Below are 24,751 nucleotides of genomic sequence, written 5' to 3'. Positions count from 1 at the left end.
TTGCTCGTCATACTTTGAACAAAAGTCTTAATTATATTTTTGACTGATTTTTGGAACGGCAAATTAACAGCCTCTTATCTAGATACGGCTAAGTATAAACTCATTAAAACTACAGCGAAACCTGCCCAATTTGAGAGAGTTAATGTTTCCGAAAAAATCACAAGAGCGAAAATGCCGCTAAATACTGGCTCTAATAGATGCACCAAAAAGACAACCACAGAAGAACTTGGCAAGGCTATAGGTCAAAAGCACATGAGCTAAAACTTGGTAAATCAGCGCCAAGAAAATTACTCAAAGCCACCCACTGACTGTAGAAGGAAAAAGCTGATCTTGAATAAATAATGAATCAAATCTTCTACCCAACCCAATGCTCTTGGGCAAATCCTACAGCTATTTTGGTTAGTAGTATCACAAAAGCTCCCAATATTAAATATCCCTGACGAGGATGGCGAGATAGCAGCACTCCAATTGCTATGTTCAAAGGCACAATACCGTAGGCGAGACGGCTTAATGAGATAGTGCCTCCAGAAGCTAGCAGCAAACCAATACCACAAAAGCCATAAATAACTGTAACTGGGGTCAGTTGCCTGTGTAAGCGCCACAATACATAGCCACCACCTAAGACCATGAACAAGTTAAGGAAGTTATCGATCCACTGTTCGCTTGCCAGAATCAACAAAAATAAGACTAAACCATAAAAGCCATAAAATAATTTTACAGAACTAAAACGTTGATGGAAATGCCATAAAAGATAGCCACTGACAACAATCGCGCCAAATAACAAGAGATACCAGGGGTCTTGAATCCCGCCAGAGGAGTTTTGAACCCAACCAAATTGCCAATTTTTACTGCCAACGGCAATTTGCATGAACATATTTAACCAACCCTGCCAATCAAACCCTAGAGTTGGTCGCCATCCGCGCTGTGCTTCGATAAAAGCTAAAGGGTCGCCAAAATAAATCGCACAATACAAACTGAATAGAAGTATGCCAGTAGCAGTACTGAAACTAGCTATATAGGCAATAGGTGGTCGGCGTTCTTTCCAAGCTGCGATCGCTAATGCTGGAATTAGTGCCATACCTGTAGGACGTGTTGCTGTCGCCATCGCGCCCCAAAAAGCAGTCCAGGCATACTGCTTTTGATCGAACGCCCGCAAAGTTGCTGTACTCAAAAACAAATACAGACCCTCTGTGTAAATCACTCCTGTAAACATCGAAGCTGGATACAAAGAAAGCACAGCAGTTACCCAGTGTGCTGTATTGATGCCATAACAATCCTTGACCCAAAAGTACAAACAGTAAAGTGCTGCAAAAAATGCCAAGTTGTTGATTAATGTACCTGCCAATTCAAACGGTAAGCCCAACTCCATCAAAACCCAGATGCTTAAGGGAAACAGGGGAAAGAAGGCCAGATTATGTTGCTTGCCGTCATTCAAAAATTCATAACCAGAAGTTGCGATCGCTCGATAATGGATACTATCCCAGGCATCAAAAACACCCCAGCCAAAACGCGGCAAAAAGTCCTCTGCTGATAACGGTAGCTTTGGTGCAACCAGCAACATAGCTGTCCAGATGAATATTCGACTGGCAAGCCATATTGCTGCTGGAAATAGGAAATCACTTTTCCATAAAACTTTTTTTATAACTATCTGAACTTTGACCATAGGGTTGAGTGCTTCAAAAAACTCCTTTATGCATTCTTTTACCTATGGCTGTAACATAGTAATTTCTGAGTAATATTTTGCATATTAAATCCTCCACCAACACAATTAACAAACTGGACAGATTACAGATTGGGACTGGCGCACAGACGTGGACACAGGGAAACTTCTTTGAATCTCCGCTTCTTTACATCAGTGTATCGATTAAAGTGATTGCTGTTATGAAAGAGTCCTCAGCAATTTATAGTGAGAGTTGTCTGTAAATCCTTAAGCAATTGTGAAAGCGATTACTCTTGTTGGTTCCACCGGTTCTATTGGTACTCAGACTTTAGATATTGTCACTCAGTATCCAGATCAGTTTCGGATTGTGGGATTGGCAGCTGGTAACAATGTCGAAATGTTGGCTGCCCAAATTCGGCAGTTTCGACCAGAAATAGCAGCCATTTGCTCAGAAGATAAATTACCAGCGCTCAAAGAAGCTATCAAAGACTTCAGTCCTCAACCGATTCTACTGGCAGGTGATGCCGGAGTGATAGAAGTCGCTCGCTATGGCAATGCCCAAACCGTTGTTACTGGTATCGTTGGTTGTGCTGGTTTGCTACCGACGATCGCAGCTATTGAAGCTGGCAAAGATATTGCCTTAGCGAACAAAGAAACTCTAATTGCTGGGGCCCCTGTGGTTCTTCCCCTAGTTGAAAAACATGGTGTAAAATTACTCCCGGCTGATTCCGAACATTCCGCAATCTTTCAATGCCTCCAAGGTGTTCCCAAGGGAGGCTTGCGGAAAATTTTGCTGACTGCATCAGGTGGGGCTTTTCGCGATTGGGATGTAGAAAAGTTAGCAGATGTAACGGTTGCTGATGCCTTGAAGCATCCGAATTGGTCGATGGGGCGGAAAATCACAGTAGACTCTGCTACTTTGATGAATAAAGGGCTAGAAGTAATTGAGGCTCATTTTCTGTTTGGGTTGGATTATGACGATATCGAAATTGTTATTCATCCTCAGAGCATTATTCACTCGCTGATTGAACTGCAAGATACTTCAGTTTTAGCTCAACTCGGTTGGCCAGATATGCGCTTACCTTTACTGTATGCTCTATCTTGGCCCGATCGTATCTACACCGACTGGGAACGACTAGATTTAGTCAAAGCTGGAAATTTAACCTTCCGCGAACCAGATCACCAGAAATATCCTTGTATGCAGTTGGCTTATGCTGTGGGTAAAGCTGGTGGTTCAATGCCAGCAGTGTTGAATGCTGCCAATGAGCAAGCTGTAGCTTTATTTTTAGATGAAAAAATTCAGTTTTTAGATATTCCCCGGTGTATCGAACGGGTATGCGATCGCCATCAAAATGATAACCGTGCAAATCCCTCTTTAGATGACATTTTGGCAGCAGATAAATGGGCAAGGCAAGAAGTTTTAACAGCGACTGAAAAGTTAGAAACTCACTCGCGGATAATTTCTTTGCGATAAAAACCTTTAATTACAGATACCCAAAAGGCAGATTTTCTGGCTCTTGACCAATTCTTGTTTAGCCTTCAGCATTAGGCTGAAGGCTAACAACTTTGCTCAAATTTCTAACTTTCAAGAAATGCGTAGATGCACAGCGGCTTGTCGTCAGACATCGCACTCATGATTGATAATTATTTCTAATATTAACACTCAGTTAACTTACGCAACTAGCAACGGTTTTGTAGGAAGCATCCTTGGTTCTGGTAGTGGTTTGTTTTCGTCTTTCAACATTTCAACAAAAGTCTCAATTACTTCCTGACCATTTTTGGCTGCTTCTTCATAAGTCCTACCATGCGTATGAAATTGTTGCCACGGGAACTCAGGCAAGTGTACTAAAAAAAGTCTATCTTCTTCCGACCATTGAATTACCATACTGTAGTGATAGTTCATTCTTCTGGCTCCTGTTTTTCTTCGGTTTTCGTGTTTTCCATTTCTTGGAGTTTTTTCAGCACCCGTTGGATGTTTTTTTCTAAATATAACGGAGCATCATCACCGTCTTTACCCGCTATGGTTAGGGGTTCTTCGGGTAACAACGGATGCTTCCAATATGTGTGACTTCCTTTACCTCTTCCTGGTTGAAGAATATAGCCGACTTTTGACACCATCGCTTTCAACTCTCTTACTTTTTTCGGCATTACTCCTCACCGCCAACTTCTCATTTATTTTCTCTGCTTAAAAGCCAAAAATCCCAGATTAATTGTTAGTATTTTAGATGTTATATCCTTGCATGAGTGGTTGTGGCGGTAAGCAAAACTCTGTTTTAGGCGATAACTTCGTTAAGCTGCGCTAACGCACTCTCTCCTGTAAACCCAACAAAAGCGATAACTTCGTTAAGCTGCGCTAACGCACTTTCCAAAAAACCAAAAGGCGATCGCCATCCACAAACCCAACAAATGCGATTTCACTTCATCCCCTCAACAATCAATAAATGCGATCGCACAATTCCCAAAACCTAATAAATGCGATCGCACTTCCCCAACATCACAAAGGCGATCACACTTTCCCATCAACCCTAATAAATGCGATCGCACTAATCCATCAACCCAATAAATGCGATCGCACTTTCCCAACATCACAAAAGCGATCGCACTTTCCCAATAACCCAAGAAATGCGATCGCACTTTCGTCGCCCAAGCTTCGCATATTCCATCAACCCTCATAAACCCATAACCATAAGGCTTTTAGTAAAGCATCACACTTACCATCAAAGCCTCTCTCCTTTTGAGGGAGAGGTTTGGAGAGGGGTTCTTTGATTGGGACAAATCTCCCGACGCAAATTATCACGAGTAGCAAGATAATCTGTTAAATAGTTGCAACCCTGCGCTAGTAAATTATCCAAATCCAAACTCCACAATTTGATGGTTTTGTCCCCACTTCCAGAAGCCAAGGTTTTGCCGTCGGGACTAAACACGACACTGCTGACCCAATCTTGATGTCCAGTTAGAGAAGCAATTTCTTTACCCGTGGCTACATTCCATAATTTGATGGTTTTGTCCCAACTTGCAGAAGCTAAAGTTTTGCCATCAGGACTGAAAGTGACGCTTCTCCCACCTTCTTGATGTCCAGTAAGGGAGTAAATTTCTTTGCCCGTGGTGACATCCCATAATTTTATGGTTGTGTCTTTACTCCCAGAAGCTAAGGTTTTGCCATCGGGGGAAAAAGCTACGCTGTAGACGTAACCTTGATGTCCAGTTAGAGAGGCAATTTCTTTACCCGTGGCTACATTCCACAATTTGATAGTTTTGTCCGAACTAGCAGAAGCTAAGGTTTTGCCATCGGGACTAAAAACGACGCTTTCGACTGTTTGTCGATGACCAGTAAGAGAGACAGTTTCTTTACCCGTGGCGACATTCCACAATTTGATGCTGTTGTCCAAACTTCCAGAAGCTAGGGTTTTGCCATCGGGACTAAAGACAACACTTTCGACCCTTTCTTCATGCCCACTAAGGGAGGCAATTTCCTTACCTGTGAATACATTCCACAATTTAATTGTCTTATCCCCACTTCCAGAAGCTAAGGTTTTGCCGTCGGGACTAAATGCGACGCTGTAGATATAATCTTGATGCCCAATTAGGGAGGGTATGTCTTTACCAGTGGCGACATTCCATAATTTGATATTGCCATCAAAACCGGCAGAAGCTAAGGTTTTGCCGTCGGGACTAAAAGTGATGCTATGAACGTTTTCTTGATGTCCAGTCAGGGAGGCAATTTCTTTACCAGTGGCAACATTCCACAATTTGATGGTTTTTTCATCAACATTAGCAGAAGCTAAGGTTTTGCCATCGGGGCTGAAAGCGACGTTGTAGAAGCGGTCTTGATCCCCAGTCAGGGAGGCAATTTCTTTACCAGTGGCTAAATTCCATAATTTGATACTGCCATCAGAACTAGCAGAAGCTAAGGTTGTGCCGTCAAGACTAAACGCGACGCTGTCAACATTTATTTGATGCCCAGTCAGGGAGGCAATTTTTTTACCTGTGGCGACATTCCATAATTTGATACTGCCATCAGAACTAGCAGAAGCTAAGGTTGTGCCGTCGGGACTAAACACGATCCTCTGGACGCTTTCTTGATGTCCAGTCAGGGAGGCAATTTCTTTACCCGTGGCGACATTCCACAATTTAATGGTTTTATCCTTACTAGCAGAAGCTAAGGTTGTGCCGTCGGGACTAAACATGACACTGTTGATCTCAGATTTATGTCCAGTCAGGGAGGCAATTTCTTTACCCGTGGTCAAATTCCATAATTTGATACTGCCATCAGAACTAGCAGAAGCTAAGGTTGTGTCGTCGGGACTAAACATGACGCTGTTGATCTCAGATTTATGTCCAGTCAGGGAGACAATTTTTTTACCTGTGGTCAAATTCCATAATTTGATAGTGTCATCAGAACCGACAGCTAGCATTTTGCTGTCGGGACTAAAGGCGACGCTGTTAACTTTATTATGCCCCTCTAACTGATTCCATTCACGAATGTTTAACAAAATCTCTCGTAAACTAAACACTGGACTGTAAGCCGGATAATCAGCCAAAGACTGTTTACTTTTCACCAAACCTTTCAACTCTCTTCCAGCCCGCATTATTTCCACCAAATTCTCAATTTGCCCTCCTACATAAAACTGACGCAATGTTCTGATTCCCACTTGTTCTAATCGTGTAGCTGTCAGGGCATTTTTGCGTTGTTGTTCTGCTTCTTCTCGTTGCTCAACAGCAATTTTCCGTTCTTTGTGGGCTATTTGCTTGTCTCGTAATGCTACTTGCTCTTGTTTCTTTATTGTTTCTAGTTGATTTAAAGCAGTTTGGCGGGCATTTTCTGCTTCTTCACGCTGTTGTTGAACTAACAGCGCTTGCTGTTGTGCTTTTTGTTTGTCTCCCTGTGCTTGTTTTGCTGCTTCCTTCAAAAACTCTTCTCGCTTTTTTAGCTGTTCAACTTCTTGGGTTCTCCGCTTTACTTCCTGATTTTTTTGATTTAATTGTTGATCAATATTTTTAACACTAGCATTTGCCATCTTTTCTTTAGCTTCTGCTCTTTTAACTTGCTCTTCTGCTTGATTTCTGGTAACTTTAGCCTCTTGCTTTGCTGTTACCCGTTCCTGATTAGCCCAACTTGCAAAAATCAACGCCGCAACAGCCCCAATAATAGAGACAGCAAGCAGAATCGCACCAATACGTGTCTTCTTTTCTACCTCAGTCAATCGCAGATTCGCTCTTTTCTCTTCCTCCAAAGCTTGATTTTGTCTCCCTTCTGCTTCCCCAACCTTCTGATTTAACTCAGTTTCCACACTCGCAGACAAAAACCGATAATCAGCATCGCTTAATCTCCTTCTATCAGCCCAAAGACGAGCCTTTTCTAATTCTTCCCCCCGCAACAAATAGGACTCATCCTGATATTCACTCTCTTCCCAAGCCTTTAAATTATCAGCATAAAAACGTAATTTACCTAACTCATTCTCAACCCAACTTAAATCAAAAACATTCGCATAAATTTGGTTATAAACCCTCAACCTTCCCTGCTGTTCCACCACCAAACCAGTCAACCGTAACCTCATCTCTTCGAGACTACGATCAACATTAATCTCACGCTGCTGCAAAATTTGCTGATATAAACCCAACAAACCCACAGCAATTTGTTCCTTAGTAAGCATCCTATCCCGAATAGTTTTTAAATGCTCTTGTTCATCCTCCGCTTCCCAATTATCAATAATTCCATTCCTCACCACCCCTTCCACCCATTTTTCTCTCCTCGTCACTAGCTGATTAGGCTTCTTCAAATCCCGAATTAACAAATTACAAACCTTCTGCGTCAATAAAGGCTGTCCCCCCGTCCAAGCCAAAACCTCTCGCATCAAAGCTTGAGGATTCTCCACTTTCCCCTCTAACCCCTTTGCCAAAGGTGCAGTTTCATCTAATTTAAAACCATAAAGTTGAATCGCTGTACCAATATTAAACGGCGTTATTGCATCATCTTTAATTAAATCTGATGGTGTTGCTACCCCAACTAAAGCAAAAGTCAAACGTCTATATTTTCGCCGTAATTAAAAGGACTATGTAACTCAATTAACTCAATTAACTAAATTACAACGCCAGTTTGTACTCAAGTCTGGCTTGTAGATGATGGAATTGTCCACTTCCAGAGACAATCCCATGTTACAAACAATCACCAAGTCCAACACATTACTTCTAGCAGCTTTGATTTTCGTATCAGCAGTAACATTCAATAGTCCCAAAGTTGAGGCAATAAATAGCCAAAATCTAAATGTAACCCAATTACCGACATCAAGTGCGATCTGCACTGCGTGCAGCACCGAAGGTATCGCACCAGTGCCAGAATGGAAAAAATTCTCTCCAGATGAAGGCCAATTCTCTATTCTTATGCCAGGTGAGGAAATTTCAGATATCACACCAGAGCAAAGTGAAAAGCCTAACGTTGTTGAGTCTACAAAAATGTATCTGAGTACTAATGAAACAAATGTGTTTATGGTTAGCTATGCTGACTTTAAGAATGATGTAACTCAGATTCCCTCTACTGAATTATTGGATTCTGCTCTACAATCAATGTTAAAGGATGGGAAAAAATTACTAAGTCAGCAAAATATTAATCTAGGTGCATATCCCGGCATAGAAATGAACTTGTGGGATGAAAAAGAAGGGATTTTTTTGACGGGTAGAGTTTTTATTGTTAATCAACGGTTGTATTTACTGTTTGTTGGAAGCGATAAAAATCCTCAAATCAGTGATGTCAGAAAGTTTTTTGACTCCTTCGAGTTGATACAGTAATCATTAAATTACTATAACAGTCCTAAATCATTTGTGAAAAATTAGATCCCCGACTTCTTTGAGAAGTCGGGGATCTAAACATCGCAAATTTTCACAATTCATCTAGGATTGTTATATATAACTCTATTTTTTGTGGTTATTGATACAAAAGTTTAAGAAAAGATTCTTTCCAGGAATTCTGCCAAATTGCCAGATAAGTTGTCTATTATCTGATTTTTGTCTTACTTTCAGGTAAGATGGGATTGGCACAGTTACATAAAAATTTTTAGCTTTAGTACCTAGTCACAATTAGGTCTAATAGCTTTAGTAATAGTAGTTGTTACTCCAATAAAAGTTTACCTTTTCTCAATCAACACGTTTTCAAATAACGGGTATTGTTAAGGAATTTATCTATTATGATTGCTACGTTGATTGTAGCTTGGATAGTCTTCATAATATTATGGAAATTACTGAAAGCAACCGTAAGCACTGCATTAACTCTTGCGGCAATCCTTATTTTATTAAATATTAGTTTTGGCATTACTCCCCAAAATATTTGGCATTATGTAACCCAATTTGCTCAAAGTCTGTCGCAGATACAAACTGGAAAATAATAATCTCTACTTCACTTTTGATAATGAAAGATGAAGTATAAAATATGAAATGACAACCTTTCTTGGTCAATTATTAGTTAATGCTGAAATCTTGGCTAATGCATCCTTAACACTCGCCGGCAACTGACGCATAATCTTCCCTCTTTCGCGATCCAAAGCGACTAAAGTCACCTTGGCAGTGACGTACAATTGTTGTCCATTAGTTGAGACAATCACATAATCCCAATTGATTCGCACACCTGTTACCTCAGCCATGCGCGTTTTTACCACCACTGCCATACCCAATTGAATTGATCGGTGATAGCGCACTGACAGTTCTACAACTGGTAGATCACAACCTATAGCGACTAAATCAGCAAATTCAATCCCTATAGATCGCAAGCATTCAATCCGCGCTTCTTCCATCCAAGCTAGATAGGAACCGTGCCAGACAAGACCGGCATAGTCAGTGTGGTGGGGTTGCACTCTCACAGTATATTCAAACCAATTCGCAAATTCATGACTTGATGAATTATCTAGAGCGCTGGTTGGTGGTAGTTTTGGTTGACTAGGTTTTTTTTCTGGCATCTTCAAATTTCTCGGTACCTATAAATTTTCCAAATTATTGAATAGTATAAAAATTACAGCAGAATTCAGAATTAAGGAGTCAGAATTCAGAAGTAAAATAGCCTTTATGCCTAGCTTTGAGACGAATGAAGTGTACTTCATATACTTGAAATCTGCTGTAATTGTGTTGCCGGAACTCTTGATTTAATATTTACACTTCCGAGTATAGGGAGTGTTTTGTTATGCAGCCTAATCTCCGGTATGTTGGTGTTGTTACTTTAACTCTACTTAGTTTACTAACTTTTGGGATGGCTTACCGAGAAAGTAGCCAGCAACAGAAAAACCAGTAAAACAAAAGCTCGATCAAAGTGTGGATAATGCTGTTGTACTGGGTAAAGAACTGACAACACTACGTAAAATTTCTCCTCAGCGGCGATCGCGCGAGCAGAAACAACGCATCGAACAACTAATTTTAAATCAACAGCAACTTCTAGATGGATTTAACGAATTTATCAATAGTCCTTCGGTAAAAGCACAGGTAGAGCAAATTAACCGTACAGCTAGGCGGCAAAATTTGGATTTGGAGAGTCTCAACGAACTTCGAGATAATTTGGCGCGATTGCCACAAAAATCGGCATTACTCTATCCACTGATTTTAAAAGATAGTTTGGAATTGATATTAGTAACTCCTGAATCCCCACCAATTCATCGCACCGTCAGATGCAACAAACTGGCGCTAGAGCCGCGATCGCCTCTTTGTGGTCTGTAGATGATGGTGGTACGCAAGCACTTATGAGTGCTTTTTACGGTATACTCTCTACTGAAAAGCTAACTAAAACTGAAGCTTTACGCCAAGCTCAAATCTCATTAATTACAGGAAACTGGAAGAAAATAAGTCATAATGCACCCGTAGCAGCAGTTTATGACTTTAGTCATCCGTACTATTGGGCACCCTTTATTTTAATTGGCAATGGACTTTAGGTGTATTGATCGCATCTGATATGATAATTGCTGCTACTGCTCAGATTCACTATCTGACCTGAGTAACGTGCAACAATGGGAATTTTGATCCTGCGGTATTCCCTTACTAAATCCTTTTACATAGCCTAACGAAATACTACGTTAAGCTCCGTTAACGTAGCCTTATGGGGAAGTAGGCTACGCGTAGTATCTCGTAGAGAAGTTTTTGCGTTTTGATGAAATTGTGTGAAAAGAGCAGCACTTAACTACCTAACCTCTGACTTTGGTGTGTATTAACACCTTCCAGCTAAAGACTGAAAATCCGGCTCATGAGGTTTTGGTAGATACAAAAAATATGCGATGGGCTAACCATAGCCAATCACTTAATGGTAATGGTGAAATAGCTAAGAGCGATCGCTAACTAAGCCACTATTACCGATTACCAGTTACCGATAATCAATTTCTAATTTCCCATTGACCTGTGAAAGCTTAATACTTCTTGGCAAGAGTTTTAGAGCTTGTATCACTTTGCACAGATTTCTTGACAAGATCGGCCAGTTCGTCTAACTGGTTAATTGCCTCTGCTCCTTCTAGTTTCATTAATTCGCGGTCATCCCGCATTTCCGTCCAAGTAATGCCGTAATCGGACACTAAAAACCGAATCAGATGGTTATCACCTAAGCTAACCATAAACGATGCACTATTCATTTGGTCGCCACAGGTATAGCAGGACGCAGGATAACCACGCCGCTCTAATACAATCGCCAAGGCTTGCAGGTTCATTACCAAGTCTTGAACGAATTGTCGATGTTGATGTGCTAGTCTCAGAAACACTTTTGTCCTCCAGACACCACAGTAATTTGAGTTTCTTTTATATTTTCTTTAGATTTTCTCATCCATTGGTATTGTAAACTATTCATTACAATTACCAGACAAATGATATTGAGTCGTTAATTGACTACCTTGTTTAGGGTAGTGGATCAGGGTTTTGAAGGCCGTATCAAACTATTCAGTTTGCAAATTCCAAATTTCGGACAGAATTGCTAAATTTAACTATATCTTTATACACTTCTGTCAGGGTAGATTCTTACAGTAATCGATCCGCTTTAAGATTAACTTAAATTTGGCACTAGTCAACTCCATAAAAGCTACATATTTGGTTTTTATTGGCTATTTACAGCAAAATACACTGTTAGTAGAGTCCATAACTTAGTTTTGCATCGTTATAGTGTATTTTTTAGATGTTTAATTTGTTTTTTTTCTTACGTAGATTTTGGTATAGACAAATGATTAGTTATACCAAATTTGTCCCTCCCATATATATAAAGTTAAGCAAATAACAGTGCAAATTAAATATTAAATAGTTAATGGAGAATAGAAGCAGTATTTTATACTAAGCAAGCGTAATTAGTATAAAGTATGAGTGTAGAACCCACAATCGGAAAACTTAACACTAACAATACCGAAACTCAGCAGAACAATGTTGCCATTTAGGCAATGTTTCCAGATATTTTGGGATTATTTTCAAAAAGTTGTACGAACCAAAGCACAGTAATTTAGAAGGATTCTTATCATAGTTTGGTTTTGCCAAATTTCATGCATATATAATATATTTCGATTATCTATTCAAAGTTAGTAATTATTTTTTATTAATAACTAAATTAACGCGATGTGCGACTTTTTTTATTCTTGTGGGATGGACATCTTGTCCGTCCTTTCTGGTATGGCAAGATGCCTACCCCACAATGGAATCAAGGTTTAACAAAATTAAGTTGCACACGGCGTGAGTTAACTAATTGCTAATTCGTCATAACGCTCTCGATGACAAGCTGCACCTAGCTTGCTTTCTCATAGAGGTACGCAAATGCGCCACCGTTGCGCTAATGTAATTCGTAATTATTTAGCGAAACACTCGCGCGTCATTGTCTTTTTTAGTGGTCTTGAATTAGTTGGAGTCTAGATATCCAACTAGTTCAATTATAAATTAGAAATTAATAGACTACTTGCCACCAACCGAAAGCTGGGCCGATAAAACGGATTGTTGCCCATCCTACAACCATAAGACCAATGCCTATCCAAGCACCACGAGTAGTCCAAGTGACAAATTGTTCGCCTTGAGTTTTTGTGATTGGAACCCAAGACAAGATCCGAGACTCTTGACCGTATGTTTTCTTTAGTGTGGTTTTACGACGTTTTGCTTCACCCATAATCAGCAACTCAAATTCTACTTAGGTTCTAAATTTATTTTGCCAGTAATCATGCCTAGATAGAGGCGATGAATTGCATCACTTTCTATAAGCTGATAATAGTGCTTGCTTCTTTGCGATCGCGCTTTGGTTGACAAAATTTAAATTGGGTATTGGGGAGCCACGTGCTCCACTTGGGGCCTCCCCAAGTGGAGCACGTGGCGTCACTGGTAACTGAATTTTAAGCAGAATTTTCCTCATCGGTATTGGAAAATAAGCTGGGATCGAGATAGTTTATGCGTGCTAGAGGACTTAAAGCTGCGAGAATTTGAGCGCCGTAGCTGCGGTTAACGACACGACTATCAAGCAAAGCCACAATCCCTTGACTTTCTCGTACTGGAGCGATCGCCCGTTGTAATTCATTTAAAGCTGCTGGCAACAAGTATAAACGGAACCAATCTTGATGCGATCGCTTATAAATAGCTACTCTACCAGCTACCAGGGGATTTTCCAAAGATGGTAGGGGCAAAGTCGCAATAATTAACAGATGGGGTGCTGGCAAGACTCGTTGATGTTCTCGCCAAAATTCCCAACCGCTAATCAAAATACCATTTTCATCTAAACAAGTTTTTTCTACTTGCACCCGCGAACCAAACTCTGAGGCCAGAATTGTTGCCACTTGAGACTTGAGTGGTACATCCCCTACCAAAATAACTGTCAACCCTGGTGCTGTCGCACTTAGACAAACTAGTGTGCGGACTTGGTGAATAAATGCCGTTTGAAATTCTGGCGTGTTGGGTAGGGGCAACTTATAGGGTACATACAGTTGAATTGCTTCTGCTTGATTCTCCGAGGAGAACTTCAGACAAGTTAAATCGTCCAAACCCAAGCGCTGGTGAAAAAGGGGAGCTTCGGTTTCCGGTTCGATAGCGCTGCCAATTAAAACTACTGGTTGTCGCTGCCAAATGGGCGAAAGTATTTCCCCTAATTCCATTGGGGCGTAGTGCAAAGAAAATAAACCTTGTCGATGGGCAATAGTCGCCCAGAAGAGAGTAGGGGGAGCAGGGGAAGCAGGGGAGGCAGTGCGGTCTTGGGGTTTCCCCAAGTGGAGCAACTGCCGTGAGGCAGGGGGGGAAAGATTTTCATTAAAGGTTTGAAATTGTTGCCAGAATTTTTTCCAAGGTTCTGGCAGTGCTTGTACTGACTCTAAAGCCAAATATAAACGGCCTAAAATTTCTATTTCTGGCTGGGAAATTAGATAACACTGATATGGATTAGCCGGATGCTGAAAAAGTTCGTGTGTTAGTTGTATCCGTGCTTCGCGAATTGCCTCAGCTTGGTTTGGACAAGCCAGCATCAGTTGATCCCAATCATCGGGTTGAATATCTTGAGTAAGTTGATGACGCACCCAATCTTCGAGATCGTCCACCCCATCAATAATTGTGGGAATGCCTTGGGGAAAGCGTGAGCCACCAGCCAATTGTCCTCTTAACCAAGCTTCTGGGGAGGTCAACAGTAGCCCTTGGAACTGGGCATCAGGCCAAGCGTCACCTGTTCTAATCGATTTATTGGCTGGTAGCCACTGCTGTAAACGGGGAATTTCCACCCGCAGCAGAAGTTGCTGAACTGCTTCTTGAGCAACAATAATTACAGGGCCATGCCACATTAGGGCTGATGCTACGAAACTAGTACGATACCGCCCTTGATAGCCACAAACTGCCCCAACTTGAATTAGGGCGCTACGTCCCAGGCGCAAGGCGCGTGCTACCAACCGTGCCATCGTCAAATGATGGGGCCAGGAAGGGAACCCCGCTTGCGATCGCAAAAAGTTATGTAGTGACAAATGAACTTCTGCCTCAATCACACGCTTTCAATTCCATACAAAGTGATTTTTACTTCCAATTGCCCCATTTCTATTATCTTGTCATTTGCCCTTTGTCCTTTGCCATCGATCCAAAACTAATGACCAATGACTAATGACCGATAACCAATCACCCAATACTCTAAATTATGCCAACTTACACAGGAATTTCCAGCGAAGCCTTCAGGCATCCACTAGATCGTCAAGCCGAGCAAGCTTTACGAAATTTACCAGGATTTGATTTAATCGCTCGTAAATTTGTGGAATTTATCTACGAACGCCCTCAATTAGTCTATCTAATGGGTAACGCCATCCAAGTCGGGCCGCGTCAATATTCCACTATTTACCAGATGTTTCGGGAATGCGTCCGAGATTTGGACATTTACCCAGAACCAACACTGTTTGTCTCGCAAAATCCCCAAGCAAATAGCTATGCGCTAGGGCAAGAGAATCCTTACATAGTCATAAATACAGGGATATTAGACCTACTAGACGAAACCGAGATTCGGGCAGTGCTAGCCCATGAATTGGGGCATATTAAATGTGGTCATACTATTTTAATTCAAATGGCGATGTGGGCGATGAGTGCTGCTTCTGCCTTGGGAGAATTGACCTTTGGCATCGGTAATATTGTCACACAAGGCTTGATTTACGCCTTTTTCGAGTGGCGGCGGAAAGCTGAGTTATCGTCAGATCGCGCTGCACTACTAGTAATGGATGATTTGAATCCAGTGATGTCAACGATGATGAAACTTTCTGGCGGTAGTAACAAATATGCCAATGAGTGTAGTTTACAAGAGTTTATCAAGCAGTCAGAGAATTATCAGGCATTGGATGAGGATGGACTGAATCAGATATATAAATTCTTGATCTACAATGGCGCTCAGGGTACGATGTTGAGTCATCCTTTCCCTGTTGAACGCTTACATTACTTACGATCGTGGGCAGTATCTGAAGAATATCAGCAAATTCGCCGAGGAAATTATCAGCGATCGCCTGCTTCCGGCTCGGTAAATGTTGCAGCAGAATCTTCCGTAAATGAAACAGAAACTTTACGCCGTCAAATTGAAGAATTACAACGAGAAATTGACAGAATGAAAAGGTCTGAATAGTTTTGAGTACTAAATAAAGATTAGTAGAGTGGAATAGTGCCTACTAAATCGTTGAATTTAGATCCCCGACTTCTCGAAAAAGTCAGGGATCTGCGTTAACATACATCTTCTATGGAAAATTAAAATACTTAAGAGTTGAACCAGATAATTACTCCAGTTGCCAATACACAAATAATTCCCGCCAAGCCAGCTAGGGGTTTTTTATTTTTACCTGTAAACCAGTCAGAGACTTTACCTGTGTAAGTAATTAGTTCTGCTGTATCTATAGTAGCGATCGCCCATACCCATCCTGCATGTAATCCCCAAGCTAAACCTAAATTACCACTTGCAGCAAAGCGTGCTAACACTAGCACCATTGCCATTAGCCATAATCCAGGAAGTTGGGGTGCAGTTTCGCGTTGCTCCCAAACCAAGTGTAACAAGGCAAAAATCAAGCTAGAAATTGCTGCTGCCACCCAAACTGGGTAATCCTGTGCTAATTCTGTAAACAAGAAACCGCGAAAAACTAATTCTTCTATCCCACTGACTAACATCGCTATCAAGAAAATTGGTAGCAAGATGGGTAATACTAACTTGAAATTGGACTTCTCAAAAGAACACCAACCCAATCCGAATTGCCCACTAAATACAATGGCTAGACTCAGCACTCCTAAACTAAAGCCTAGTGCTAAAAAACTAAGAGTTGAAAGATTGCCAACAAAGCCGTAATCAGAAAAAGATTTATTAGTCAACCAAACGACTCCCCAGAGAATCAGGGGAGCTAATAGGTAAAGTGACACCAATAACGGCATTTTTTGCTCTGGCTGTAAAGGTTTAGAGGGTTGCCAATTAAGCAATATTGCTAATACTATTGCTACTGGCAACCAGCAAACTATCCAGCAAACAAAAAATGCCATCACTATAACTAGTGCTGGTGCATTTTCTATAAACGCCACTAAGACGTTAACCGAAGACTCAAAGAAAGTTATCAAAATAAACAAAAAAACACGATAGACTTCTTGCATTATAGATTTCTTGCCGATTAATCAAGACTCTACTAAATTTGGTGAATTCTGCAAGGGGTCTAATCGTGTTTTTACCTGGCTACCAATTTGCTCTTAGGGTAAGGACAAGTTATCATCACCTGAAACTTATCCCTACCATCAGCAAATTTACTCTTCGTCTTCCAAATCTTCGTCTGATTCGTCAGAATCTATATCTTGTGAGCTTAGTTTTTTATCGCTTTCACCTAGTTGAATCAGGTGAATATGTTTGTATCCCAGCCTAATTTCAAATTCATCTCCAGCCTTCAAGCCCATTGCTTTGGTATATGTAGCACCAATTACAATCTGACCATTTTGATGGACACTAACCCGATATGTCGGTTCACGACCACGACCATCTTTAGGTGCTTCTGGACTTAGAGGAATTCCCCTAGCAGATAGCAAAGCGTCATAAAAATCGGTGAGATTGACACGAACTTGATTATTTTTAGTAACAGTGTAATAGCCGCACTGTTTAGCTCTTTCTCGGCGTGGTAATGTGGAAAGTTCTTTTACTTTCGCAAGTAGTGTTTTTCCGGTTAATGGCGCGGTTGCAGTTTCAGTCATTATGCTCAAATTTTCCTTACTCTCTCCAAACTGATAAACAATGTAGTCTTATGCCAGCATTTAATTTTTTAGCATTTGCATAGAGCTACTGAAGACCCTAGTGTAACGGGTGAATTTCTGCCGATAGGAGGCAAAAGCACTTTTATATATGGTTGTCCACAACCAATTAAAAGCCATAGTTGCCACATACACTAATTTTGGCGGTGTTACGGCACTTCTAATCATTATTCGCCATCAGAAAGAAAACTATTTTTTCCTTTGGCACTACCGTAGCGGTGTAACTTTCAGCCACCTTTACAAATGGGGTTAAGTTTTACTGCAAATAAGTCGTAGACCCAAAGAATTGCAGGTTTTTAACTTTCAGTGCTTGTCTTTCTTGCCAATGAGCAAGTAGAATTTTCTCTACTTGTCCTCTTAAGCTTAAGACAGCATAGTATTTGAATCGAGTCCTATGGGTATACACCCTTTTGTCCTACCAGTAGAGACATGAATTTTCTTGTCTCTACATTACGAATCAACAAAGCAGTATTAACCGCGCTGATACGGCTATTGATTCTGGTTTCGTTACTTCGTAATTTTATATTAAATACTAGCATGGACTAATAATAGCAAAATAGTTGTTTAATTTTGAATTAAAATTGCTAGTAAATTTTTATTTAAATTCCTGGACTTAAAGAATAAAAAGCAGTGACGATTTTCTTAACCCTTTATTGCAAGCGTGAGCATTGCTATCTGGCTTTTATAAAAATTTATATAATTGAGACGAGCCGTTTTGACCAATGAGTTCAATCCCATATTTACTTGATTGATAGCAAGCCGAAAAGCGAAAAGTCTCGTACCTCCGGGTTTGGCGGTGCTCTAACTTTTCTTGGAAAGTGGTGAGGATTTTTTCTTGGTTTATTATCTTCAGGTCAAAAGCGGTCAGAAGATTTTGCACGTCTGTCTATAGGAAGAACAAATCTCTTAACATCTGTTTAGTGCTTAATTGCCACTACTATATATTAAACATGGGCTTTCACACTTCTATATAATCAAAAAATTCTATCAAATGGTAGCGAAAGCGGAATTTTCCTGTCAGGACTGCTTGACTAAAGTTGACATTAAGACGTGTTGCTAACCTCACATGCATTTCATTTGGATACGCTTGTTAGGTCAAAGATCAACTTAAGTTACTTTTTAAGCAAACTCTCTTTCCCTTACATTCCCAAGTAGGTAAATTAATTCAATGCAAAGCTGTAATTACATTTTTGGCGTTTTCACTCAAAATTTGACAAAAATCTTGCCTACAACGCTACTACAAGTAAAATTTTAATGGTTATCCTTAAACTAGAAGTCAATCGCCCTTTAATCGTCAGCCTGTTAACACTAAAGTTTGAATTAGGGGCGAAAAAGTATAACTCACTTTTCGCAACTACCTGCATTAACTGATGATTGTTGAGGCTGGTGAAGTAATTTTAAAATTTTGGTTAGTGGTTATGGAAGTTATTTTTAAGATCATTCGACAGCAACAAAATTCCTCCCCTGTTGTACAAACCTACCTTGTGGAGGCCGAACCAGGTAATACAATCTTGGATTGCCTGAATCAGATTAAGTGGGAGCAAGATGGAACTTTGGCATTTCGCAAAAATTGCCGCAATACTATTTGTGGTAGCTGTGCTATGCGAATTAATGGGCGTTCAGCTTTAGCTTGTAAAGAAAATGTTGGCAGCGAACTTGCCAGATTACAACAAATACCATCATCCCAAAGTAAAGTAAATGCTATTAATGAAATTACGATCGCACCTCTGGGCAATATGCCTGTGATTAAAGATTTGGTTGTAGATATGAGCAGCTTTTGGAATAATCTAGAGGCAGTTGCCCCTTATGTGAGTACGGCAGCACGACAAGTACCAGAAAGAGAGTTTTTGCAAACACCACAAGAGCGATCGCGCCTCGATCAAACTGGCAACTGTATTATGTGCGGAGCTTGTTACTCTGAATGCAACGCTCGTGAAGTTAATCCAGACTTTGTAGGCCCCCATGCCCTTGCCAAAGCTTACCGAATGCTAGCAGACTCCCGCGATAGCGATACCGAAAATCGTTTAGAAAGCTACAACGAAGGTACTAAAGGCGTATGGGGTTGCACCCGTTGTTTGTACTGCGATTCTGTTTGTCCAATGGAAGTTGCACCATTAGAACAAATCACCAAAGTTAAACAAGAAATTCTTACCCAGAAACAAGCCAGTGATAGTCGCTCGATTCGTCACCGGAAAGTATTGGTGGATTTAGTTAAAGAAGGTGGTTGGATTGATGAGCGTCAATTTGGTTTACAAGTAGTCGGTAATTATTTTCAGGATTTAAAAGGATTACTCAGTCTTGCACCCCTTGGTTTGCGGATGATCCTGCGTGGTAAGTTTCCCCTATCATTTGAAGCTTCCGAGGGTACGCAACAAGTGCGATCGCTCATTGAATCTGTGCAACAAGTAGAAAAGAGTAGGGAATAGGGCATAGAGCATTGAAAAGAGGCAGAGGGGAAAACTCTTCTCCCTTGCTTTGTCCCCAATCCCCAGTCCCCAATCCCCAATCCCCAGTCCCCAATCCCCAATCCCCACTCCCCAATTCCCAATCTTCAACGCGGTTCTTGAGGTATATTTAACGGTTGTCCGTTACGGTCATATACTAAAACATCCCACTGACCATTGTTACTAGACTCAAAAGCAATCCTGCTACCATCAGCGCTAATTGTTGGGTTACGGACTTCTGATTGCAGATTATTAGTTAAACTCCGCGATTGGCGTGTTTCTCTGTCGTAAAGAAAAATAGCCGATCGCCCCTGACGGCTAGCTGCGAATACAATATAACGACCATCTTGTGAAACGCTAGGATGATTTGCGATCGCATCAAAGGAATTTAAACCTGGCAAATCAACCAAATCACGAGTTACCGTATCAAACATATAAACATCTTGGCTACCGCGTCTGTCAGTAATAAAAACAATGTATCTCCCAGAAATTTGGGGGTTTAATTCCGACGCTAAACTATTGAGACTCCGACCCCCCGGATCAAATGGATAACTCAAAATGCGAGGGTAGCCAAAACACCCAGTCAATAAATTTAAACAGAAAAATACAGGTATAAAAAAAACACGTTTCATATATTGACCATTGGGCATTGGGCACAAGAGGCAGAAATTCTTTAATTTTGAATTTTGAATTTTGAATTGATTTCTCCCCCTGCTTTCTGCCTTTTATGGAGGTGATCCCACAGTTGCACCGTTGGGAATATCTAACTCAATATTTGGCCCTCGGTCTAGAACTTCAATATCCCACTGACCACGAGTGGCGGTTTCAAAGACAACATAACGTCCATCTGGACTAATATTTGGTTTTCTGACCCAGCCCCGATAAATTGGTGTGACAATTTGCGACTGTTGCGTAGCGCGATCGTAAAGCGCTACCACTGGTCTACCTTGGTCGCTAGTAAGATAAGAAATATAACGCCCGGTGTAACTCAAACTAGGACTTTCGGCAATTGTCTCTTGTCGGTTTATGCCTGGTGTGCCAATAAACACTTGCCTCTCCAAATCGTACATTAGTAGCTGCTGATTACCATTCCGATTAGATACAAACGCTAAAAAGCGCCCATTTCCACTCAAAGCAGGTTGCTCTTCAGTGTAGCGACTGTTAAGAGAAGTAGGCCCTATGGGAATATCGTTAGAACCACAAGATACAAGCAAACTTGTTAAACCAAAAACCAGGCTCCAATGAATTGGTCTTTGGAGCCAAAATGTCGGCGTAAATTTTTCCACCTCAACTGTTTTCCGTCGCCTCTAAACCTAATTGCCCGCCAACTGTTTTAAACATTGTCATCAAAATCGCTCAAATTATCTGGTTCCTCATTTGGCTTTTCAATCGGGTTGTATGGCACATAATCAGTTGGGATCGCATCATCATCTTCGCGCGGTCTTCGAGAAGTTGAGTCAGTGGGCGGACGACGCCTTCTCGGTCTGGGAGCAACATCATCTTCACGAGTTTCGGGACGCTGTGACCCGTTATTACTACGGCGAGAAGGCTTTCTGATTTCTCCACTTGAATTTTCCCAATCATCAACTTGCCTACTAGATGAAGAACTCCAGTTCTCTTCTTCAAAGCTTTCAGAAGAACGATTCGCAGGACGCCCAGAAGTCCGCCGACGCGTTTTATCCGCCGGAGCCTGTCTTTCACTACTGCTGCTGTTGCGGCGTTCTGTACGACGGGGAGGTTGTTCCTGATAGTAGTCATCACGAGTTGAAATCTCATCCCTGCTACCGCGAATCCGGGCACGCACAGGGCGTTCTTCCTCGTCCTCATAAGGCAATGGATCTAAGTCTGCCTCCATCTCAGCCTGATAGTTTCTGCGATTCTTGTACGAATAGTTTCCGCTTACCTCCCGCTCATCGTCCACAATCGGAGTGTTGCGCTTTGCTTGCTGGGTAGCTATACTCCGCAGACGAATACTTTCAACTGCAAAAAACACAGTTGTGCCAACTAAAAGCAGTTGACCAAATTGTAAAATCGGGTCTAGCCGCCATCCTTGAAAGACAAGAATGAAGCCGCAAAGTAAGCCGACTGCCGCAAAAAAGATATCTTGATCTCGTGACAATTCTGGGCGCACAGTGCGGAGAAAATACAGTGCTGCCCCAGCCACAGCCAGGAAAATTCCTAGAATACTGGCTGAGTTTGCCCCAAAATTTACCTGAGCCAGAAAACTGGCTGAGTTCAGCCCAAAATTTATCATTGCTATTTTCCCAATATCAAATCTATGTTAGCGAGTCACAATTAAAATCACTACTCTAATTAGTCACAATACATTGAAGCTTCAAAGCCTCTGGCAAAGAAGCTCTGAAGCTATTCACCGAAAAGTAAAAACGTCTATGTCTATCATCTACAACTGCCACCAGCCACAGTTTATGCTGCTTTTGGTGAAATAAATGTAGAGAGCTGACAGACTATCGATTATGAGAGTTAATTTAACTCTCATAAGCATTATGAACGCTGTATTTTATCTCTCTGGCTAATGAAAACTAGACCAACTGTAACGGGTACTACCACAATTAGAGCACCCCATAGTAGACTCCAAAGAAAATTTGCTAAAGAAGGCGTCATACTTCTCAACCTTTTTTTTACACACTTCATCCTAATTTTAATAGTGTATTACTTTCTTGAGAAGCCTCTAACTATGAACTGCTAAACTTGGTAACTGCTTTCACCATTTGTTGAGTTAACCGCCTCAGTAAGTTCGCTTTTCTATTTAAGAAAGAAATGACAGCATTTAGTTAAAATGATCGTAAGAGTGCTTTACAAAGCTTAAAATTTTGTGGCGATGTCTACGCAAAGTGCGGTAAGCCAGCACTGTCTTCTTCCAAAGGAAGAGGCTAGCGCCAATGGAGTTCACCCCATGAGCAACTAAAGAAGCTGAAAGGCTTGCCCTTACCTAATTTTTTCTTTCTTTACAGATAGATAGTACCTGAAACCGATGACTGGTGTTAACCTGACTGCTTGGATTCTTGGCCCTGTGTTAGGGGTAATGACATTCTTATTTATATTTCGTATCATTCTCACTTGGTATCCGCAAGTGGATCTGAATCGTCTGCCGTTTAATTTAGTAGCTTGGCCCACTGAGCCATTTTTAATACCTTTGCGAAAACTGGTGCAACCTATAGGTGGGGTAGATATTACACCTATTATTTGGGTTGGTATCTTCAGCCTACTGCGAGAAATTCTGTTAGGTCAACAAGGATTACTGACTATGCTATCTCGTGTTAATTAAGATACAGGTTACAGGTTATAACTCTGTCTAGTGTAACCTGTAACCTTTTTCCTCCCTTACTCTCCTACCCGTTCATTTCTTGCACAAAATTTGTATAGACATTACCCTGTAAAAACTGTGGAATTTCCATAATTTTTTGATGAAACCCAATAGTGGTAGGTAGTCCGGTAATAGCACATTCCCGCAGTGCGCGTTTCATCCGGTTAATAGCAGTAGGTCGGTCTGGCGCCCAAACGATTAACTTGCCAATCAAGGAATCGTAGTAGGGTGGGATTTGATAATCTGTATAAACGTGGGAATCAATCCGCACACCAGGGCCTCCGGGGGGCAGATAGCTACTGATCCGTCCAGGAGAAGGGCGAAAGTCATGATCGGGATCTTCAGCGTTGATTCGGCATTCGATCGCATGACCTCTTAATACTACTTGCTCTTGGGTAAGCTTAAGTCTTTCACCTTGAGCAATGCGGATTTGTTCGGCAACTAAGTCTATCCCAGTAATCATTTCTGTAACAGGATGTTCTACTTGAATCCGGGTGTTCATTTCCATAAAGTAGAATTTACCGGATCTATCCAAGAGAAACTCAATAGTACCCGCCCCACTGTAGTTAATGAATTGGGCAGCTTTGATCGCAGCTTGCCCCATTTTCTCACGTAGCTCTTGGTCGAGAGCTGGACTAGGAGCTTCTTCTAACAGCTTTTGATTCCGGCGCTGAATTGAGCAATCCCGTTCGCCCAAGTGGATAACATTACCGTAGTTATCGGCTAGAATTTGAAATTCGATGTGGCGGGGACGTTCAATAAATTTTTCTATGTAAACGCCAGAATTCCCAAAAGCTGCTCCTGCTTCGCCTTGGGCCGCAAGAAAAAGTTTAACAAATTCGTCTTCAGAACGAACTAGGCGCATACCCCTTCCACCGCCACCTGCTGTAGCTTTGATCATCACTGGATAACCGATATCCTTGGCGAATCCTAATCCTTCTTGCTCGGATTCTACCAATCCCTCACTACCTGGTATCGTCGGTACTCCAGCTTTTTGCATGGTTTCTTTAGCAGTGGATTTATCCCCCATTAGTTTGATAGCTTCTGGAGTTGGGCCGATAAAAGCAATATGATGGTCGGCACAAATTTCCGCAAACCGGGCATTTTCTGCCAAAAAACCATAGCCTGGATGAATGGCAGTTGCATTGCGCGTCAGTGCAGCAGCAATAATATTGGGAATATTCAAATAACTTTTACCGCTAGCAGGTTCGCCAATGCAAACTGCTTCATCAGCAAGTTGGACGTGCAGAGCATTACGGTCAACGGTGGAGTGAACCGCAACTGTGGCAATTCCCATTTCTTCACAGGCGCGGAGAATGCGAAGGGCGATTTCTCCCCGATTGGCAATTAATATTTTGTCAAACTTCATTTTTTAGTTTCGATATCATTACCAGTAGATTGACATTTTCTCTGATCCAACTTGAAACAAAGCTTCCGCATTATTTCAAATTATTACAGGAGATTCGCCACCCTGATTCTAAGCAAACGCAAAATTGCAGGCTTTTTGTCTCTACGGGTCTTACTACACTAACAACATTGCTGCTGTAAGTCTTGGCTAGACTACCAAGCTGGGCTTTTGCGACGCGGATAGCGAGTCAGACGCTTTTGCATCGCTAATGCTGCGCTATTGAG

General features: G+C 41.4%; 28 protein-coding genes. 11 read left to right on the top strand and 17 right to left on the bottom strand.

Translation table 11 applies throughout. The features are described from left to right. Nucleotides 1-39: 39 nt before the first annotated feature. Nucleotides 40-261, top strand: coding sequence for a hypothetical protein (locus tag V7K79_RS13270; protein WP_335048289.1), 222 nt, complete (start codon nt 40-42; stop codon nt 259-261). 94 nt (nt 262-355) lie between these two features. On the opposite strand, the gene V7K79_RS13265 is transcribed toward V7K79_RS13270, so the two are convergent. Next, the gene (locus V7K79_RS13265; protein WP_335048287.1) at nt 356-1,663 is read right to left on the bottom strand and encodes a mannosyltransferase family protein; all 1,308 of its coding nucleotides are present in this window, start codon (nt 1,661-1,663) and stop codon (nt 356-358) included. A gap of 274 nt (nt 1,664-1,937) precedes the next feature. On the opposite strand from V7K79_RS13265, the gene dxr reads away from it, so the two are divergent. Next, nucleotides 1,938-3,134 (top strand): 1-deoxy-D-xylulose-5-phosphate reductoisomerase, encoded by a 1,197-nt coding sequence (gene dxr, locus V7K79_RS13260; protein ID WP_335048285.1) that lies wholly within the window; start codon nt 1,938-1,940, stop codon nt 3,132-3,134. Nucleotides 3,135-3,332: 198 nt separating this feature from the next. Here dxr and V7K79_RS13255 read toward each other — a convergent pair whose 3' ends face one another. The 5 genes from V7K79_RS13255 to V7K79_RS13235 all read right to left on the bottom strand — a co-directional run bounded on the left by V7K79_RS13255 (nt 3,333) and on the right by V7K79_RS13235 (nt 7,962). Beyond that, nucleotides 3,333-3,563 (bottom strand): type II toxin-antitoxin system HicB family antitoxin, encoded by a 231-nt coding sequence (locus V7K79_RS13255; protein WP_096541157.1) that lies wholly within the window; start codon nt 3,561-3,563, stop codon nt 3,333-3,335. Further along, on the bottom strand, nt 3,560-3,808 hold the full coding sequence (locus V7K79_RS13250; RefSeq protein WP_335048282.1) for a type II toxin-antitoxin system HicA family toxin: 249 nt from the start codon (nt 3,806-3,808) through the stop codon (nt 3,560-3,562). Before V7K79_RS13250 ends, V7K79_RS13255 begins: the two co-directional genes overlap by 4 nt. Nucleotides 3,809-4,087: 279 nt before the next feature. Further along, the gene (locus tag V7K79_RS13245; protein WP_335048280.1) at nt 4,088-4,333 is read right to left on the bottom strand and encodes a hypothetical protein; all 246 of its coding nucleotides are present in this window, start codon (nt 4,331-4,333) and stop codon (nt 4,088-4,090) included. A gap of 44 nt (nt 4,334-4,377) precedes the next feature. Next, complete coding sequence (locus tag V7K79_RS13240) at nt 4,378-7,683, bottom strand: eIF2A-related protein (protein ID WP_335048279.1); 3,306 nt, start codon at nt 7,681-7,683, stop codon at nt 4,378-4,380. A gap of 48 nt (nt 7,684-7,731) precedes the next feature. Further along, nucleotides 7,732-7,962, bottom strand: a complete 231-nt coding sequence (locus V7K79_RS13235; protein WP_335048277.1) for a hypothetical protein — start codon at nt 7,960-7,962, stop codon at nt 7,732-7,734. Between the two features lie 28 nt (nt 7,963-7,990). Here V7K79_RS13235 and V7K79_RS13230 point away from each other — a divergent pair, with 28 nt between their 5' ends. Both V7K79_RS13230 and V7K79_RS13225 read left to right on the top strand, forming a co-directional pair. Next, nucleotides 7,991-8,446, top strand: coding sequence for a hypothetical protein (locus tag V7K79_RS13230; protein WP_335048275.1), 456 nt, complete (start codon nt 7,991-7,993; stop codon nt 8,444-8,446). 395 nt (nt 8,447-8,841) lie between these two features. After that, nucleotides 8,842-9,039, top strand: coding sequence for a hypothetical protein (locus V7K79_RS13225; protein ID WP_335048273.1), 198 nt, complete (start codon nt 8,842-8,844; stop codon nt 9,037-9,039). Between the two features lie 66 nt (nt 9,040-9,105). Here the strand turns inward: V7K79_RS13225 and V7K79_RS13220 are convergent, their stop codons facing one another. Further along, nucleotides 9,106-9,606 (bottom strand): acyl-CoA thioesterase, encoded by a 501-nt coding sequence (locus V7K79_RS13220; RefSeq protein ID WP_335048271.1) that lies wholly within the window; start codon nt 9,604-9,606, stop codon nt 9,106-9,108. A 349-nt stretch (nt 9,607-9,955) separates the two neighbouring features. Here V7K79_RS13220 and V7K79_RS30000 point away from each other — a divergent pair, with 349 nt between their 5' ends. From V7K79_RS30000 to V7K79_RS13210, 3 genes are all read left to right on the top strand, one after another. Beyond that, entirely contained in the window at nt 9,956-10,354 is a 399-nt protein-coding gene (locus tag V7K79_RS30000; RefSeq protein WP_442938921.1) for a hypothetical protein, read from the top strand. Next, entirely contained in the window at nt 10,306-10,566 is a 261-nt protein-coding gene (locus tag V7K79_RS29995; protein WP_442938920.1) for a CHAT domain-containing protein, read from the top strand. The genes V7K79_RS30000 and V7K79_RS29995 overlap by 49 nt, the downstream gene beginning before the upstream one ends. A 262-nt stretch (nt 10,567-10,828) precedes the next feature. Next, nucleotides 10,829-10,966 (top strand): hypothetical protein, encoded by a 138-nt coding sequence (locus tag V7K79_RS13210; RefSeq protein WP_335048269.1) that lies wholly within the window; start codon nt 10,829-10,831, stop codon nt 10,964-10,966. Nucleotides 10,967-11,034: 68 nt separating this feature from the next. Here the strand turns inward: V7K79_RS13210 and V7K79_RS13205 are convergent, their stop codons facing one another. From V7K79_RS13205 to V7K79_RS13195, 3 genes are all read right to left on the bottom strand, one after another. Continuing rightward, nucleotides 11,035-11,379 (bottom strand): DUF1815 family protein, encoded by a 345-nt coding sequence (locus tag V7K79_RS13205; RefSeq protein ID WP_335048267.1) that lies wholly within the window; start codon nt 11,377-11,379, stop codon nt 11,035-11,037. 1,157 nt (nt 11,380-12,536) lie between these two features. Beyond that, nucleotides 12,537-12,752, bottom strand: coding sequence for a DUF2839 domain-containing protein (locus tag V7K79_RS13200; RefSeq protein WP_335048265.1), 216 nt, complete (start codon nt 12,750-12,752; stop codon nt 12,537-12,539). 220 nt (nt 12,753-12,972) lie between these two features. Further along, on the bottom strand, nt 12,973-14,595 hold the full coding sequence (locus V7K79_RS13195; protein WP_335048264.1) for an ATP-dependent DNA helicase: 1,623 nt from the start codon (nt 14,593-14,595) through the stop codon (nt 12,973-12,975). Between the two features lie 146 nt (nt 14,596-14,741). On the opposite strand from V7K79_RS13195, the gene V7K79_RS13190 reads away from it, so the two are divergent. Continuing rightward, nucleotides 14,742-15,704, top strand: a complete 963-nt coding sequence (locus tag V7K79_RS13190) for a M48 family metallopeptidase (RefSeq protein WP_335048262.1) — start codon at nt 14,742-14,744, stop codon at nt 15,702-15,704. A gap of 128 nt (nt 15,705-15,832) precedes the next feature. On the opposite strand, the gene V7K79_RS13185 is transcribed toward V7K79_RS13190, so the two are convergent. Beyond that, complete coding sequence (locus V7K79_RS13185) at nt 15,833-16,708, bottom strand: CPBP family intramembrane glutamic endopeptidase (protein ID WP_335048260.1); 876 nt, start codon at nt 16,706-16,708, stop codon at nt 15,833-15,835. A gap of 147 nt (nt 16,709-16,855) precedes the next feature. Beyond that, nucleotides 16,856-17,293 carry an AbrB family transcriptional regulator gene (locus V7K79_RS13180; RefSeq protein WP_335048259.1) on the bottom strand — a complete coding sequence of 146 codons (438 nt, stop codon included), beginning with the start codon at nt 17,291-17,293 and terminating at the stop codon, nt 16,856-16,858. A gap of 148 nt (nt 17,294-17,441) precedes the next feature. Between V7K79_RS13180 and V7K79_RS13175 the strand changes: the two genes are divergently transcribed. Both V7K79_RS13175 and V7K79_RS13170 read left to right on the top strand, forming a co-directional pair. After that, a complete protein-coding gene (locus V7K79_RS13175; protein ID WP_335048257.1) occupies nt 17,442-17,603 on the top strand; it encodes a hypothetical protein in 162 nt (53 codons plus the stop codon). Between the two features lie 1,165 nt (nt 17,604-18,768). Next, nucleotides 18,769-19,776: a succinate dehydrogenase/fumarate reductase iron-sulfur subunit gene (locus V7K79_RS13170; protein ID WP_335048302.1), complete on the top strand. Its 1,008-nt coding sequence runs from the start codon at nt 18,769-18,771 to the stop codon at nt 19,774-19,776. Nucleotides 19,777-19,901: 125 nt separating this feature from the next. Here V7K79_RS13170 and V7K79_RS13165 read toward each other — a convergent pair whose 3' ends face one another. The 4 genes from V7K79_RS13165 to psbX all read right to left on the bottom strand — a co-directional run bounded on the left by V7K79_RS13165 (nt 19,902) and on the right by psbX (nt 22,416). Continuing rightward, complete coding sequence (locus V7K79_RS13165; protein ID WP_335048255.1) at nt 19,902-20,426, bottom strand: TolB family protein; 525 nt, start codon at nt 20,424-20,426, stop codon at nt 19,902-19,904. Between the two features lie 93 nt (nt 20,427-20,519). Next, the gene (locus V7K79_RS13160; RefSeq protein ID WP_335048253.1) at nt 20,520-21,080 is read right to left on the bottom strand and encodes a TolB family protein; all 561 of its coding nucleotides are present in this window, start codon (nt 21,078-21,080) and stop codon (nt 20,520-20,522) included. Between the two features lie 47 nt (nt 21,081-21,127). Next, nucleotides 21,128-22,048 (bottom strand): Ycf66 family protein, encoded by a 921-nt coding sequence (locus tag V7K79_RS13155; protein ID WP_335048252.1) that lies wholly within the window; start codon nt 22,046-22,048, stop codon nt 21,128-21,130. A 248-nt stretch (nt 22,049-22,296) separates the two neighbouring features. After that, nucleotides 22,297-22,416 (bottom strand): photosystem II reaction center X protein, encoded by a 120-nt coding sequence (gene psbX, locus V7K79_RS13150; protein WP_335048250.1) that lies wholly within the window; start codon nt 22,414-22,416, stop codon nt 22,297-22,299. Between the two features lie 370 nt (nt 22,417-22,786). Between psbX and V7K79_RS13145 the strand changes: the two genes are divergently transcribed. After that, nucleotides 22,787-23,080 carry a YggT family protein gene (locus V7K79_RS13145; RefSeq protein WP_335048248.1) on the top strand — a complete coding sequence of 98 codons (294 nt, stop codon included), beginning with the start codon at nt 22,787-22,789 and terminating at the stop codon, nt 23,078-23,080. 64 nt (nt 23,081-23,144) lie between these two features. On the opposite strand, the gene accC is transcribed toward V7K79_RS13145, so the two are convergent. Next, nucleotides 23,145-24,488: an acetyl-CoA carboxylase biotin carboxylase subunit gene (accC, locus tag V7K79_RS13140; protein ID WP_335048246.1), complete on the bottom strand. Its 1,344-nt coding sequence runs from the start codon at nt 24,486-24,488 to the stop codon at nt 23,145-23,147. Nucleotides 24,489-24,751 lie beyond the last annotated feature (263 nt).

Source organism: Nostoc sp. (assembly GCF_036917575.1).
Taxonomy (GTDB): domain Bacteria; phylum Cyanobacteriota; class Cyanobacteriia; order Cyanobacteriales; family Nostocaceae; genus Nostoc.
The sequence above is the reverse complement of the archived record's forward strand: the minus strand, read 5'-3'. Positions and strand labels throughout refer to the sequence as shown.

Coding starts and splice junctions, on each gene's coding strand:
- V7K79_RS13265 (WP_335048287.1), bottom strand. CDS start 1,663: ATGGTCAAAGTTCAGATAGTTATAAAAAAAGTTTTATGGAAAAGTGAT.
- V7K79_RS13255 (WP_096541157.1), bottom strand. CDS start 3,563: ATGAACTATCACTACAGTATGGTAATTCAATGGTCGGAAGAAGATAGA.
- V7K79_RS13250 (WP_335048282.1), bottom strand. CDS start 3,808: ATGCCGAAAAAAGTAAGAGAGTTGAAAGCGATGGTGTCAAAAGTCGGC.
- V7K79_RS13245 (WP_335048280.1), bottom strand. CDS start 4,333: ATGAGGGTTGATGGAATATGCGAAGCTTGGGCGACGAAAGTGCGATCG.
- V7K79_RS13225 (WP_335048273.1), top strand. CDS start 8,842: ATGATTGCTACGTTGATTGTAGCTTGGATAGTCTTCATAATATTATGG.
- V7K79_RS13220 (WP_335048271.1), bottom strand. CDS start 9,606: ATGCCAGAAAAAAAACCTAGTCAACCAAAACTACCACCAACCAGCGCT.
- V7K79_RS29995 (WP_442938920.1), top strand. CDS start 10,306: ATGCAACAAACTGGCGCTAGAGCCGCGATCGCCTCTTTGTGGTCTGTA.
- V7K79_RS13200 (WP_335048265.1), bottom strand. CDS start 12,752: ATGGGTGAAGCAAAACGTCGTAAAACCACACTAAAGAAAACATACGGT.
- V7K79_RS13190 (WP_335048262.1), top strand. CDS start 14,742: ATGCCAACTTACACAGGAATTTCCAGCGAAGCCTTCAGGCATCCACTA.
- V7K79_RS13185 (WP_335048260.1), bottom strand. CDS start 16,708: ATGCAAGAAGTCTATCGTGTTTTTTTGTTTATTTTGATAACTTTCTTT.
- V7K79_RS13180 (WP_335048259.1), bottom strand. CDS start 17,293: ATGACTGAAACTGCAACCGCGCCATTAACCGGAAAAACACTACTTGCG.
- V7K79_RS13175 (WP_335048257.1), top strand. CDS start 17,442: ATGGTTGTCCACAACCAATTAAAAGCCATAGTTGCCACATACACTAAT.
- V7K79_RS13170 (WP_335048302.1), top strand. CDS start 18,769: ATGGAAGTTATTTTTAAGATCATTCGACAGCAACAAAATTCCTCCCCT.
- V7K79_RS13165 (WP_335048255.1), bottom strand. CDS start 20,426: ATGAAACGTGTTTTTTTTATACCTGTATTTTTCTGTTTAAATTTATTG.
- V7K79_RS13155 (WP_335048252.1), bottom strand. CDS start 22,048: ATGATAAATTTTGGGCTGAACTCAGCCAGTTTTCTGGCTCAGGTAAAT.
- psbX (WP_335048250.1), bottom strand. CDS start 22,416: ATGACGCCTTCTTTAGCAAATTTTCTTTGGAGTCTACTATGGGGTGCT.
- V7K79_RS13145 (WP_335048248.1), top strand. CDS start 22,787: ATGACTGGTGTTAACCTGACTGCTTGGATTCTTGGCCCTGTGTTAGGG.
- accC (WP_335048246.1), bottom strand. CDS start 24,488: ATGAAGTTTGACAAAATATTAATTGCCAATCGGGGAGAAATCGCCCTT.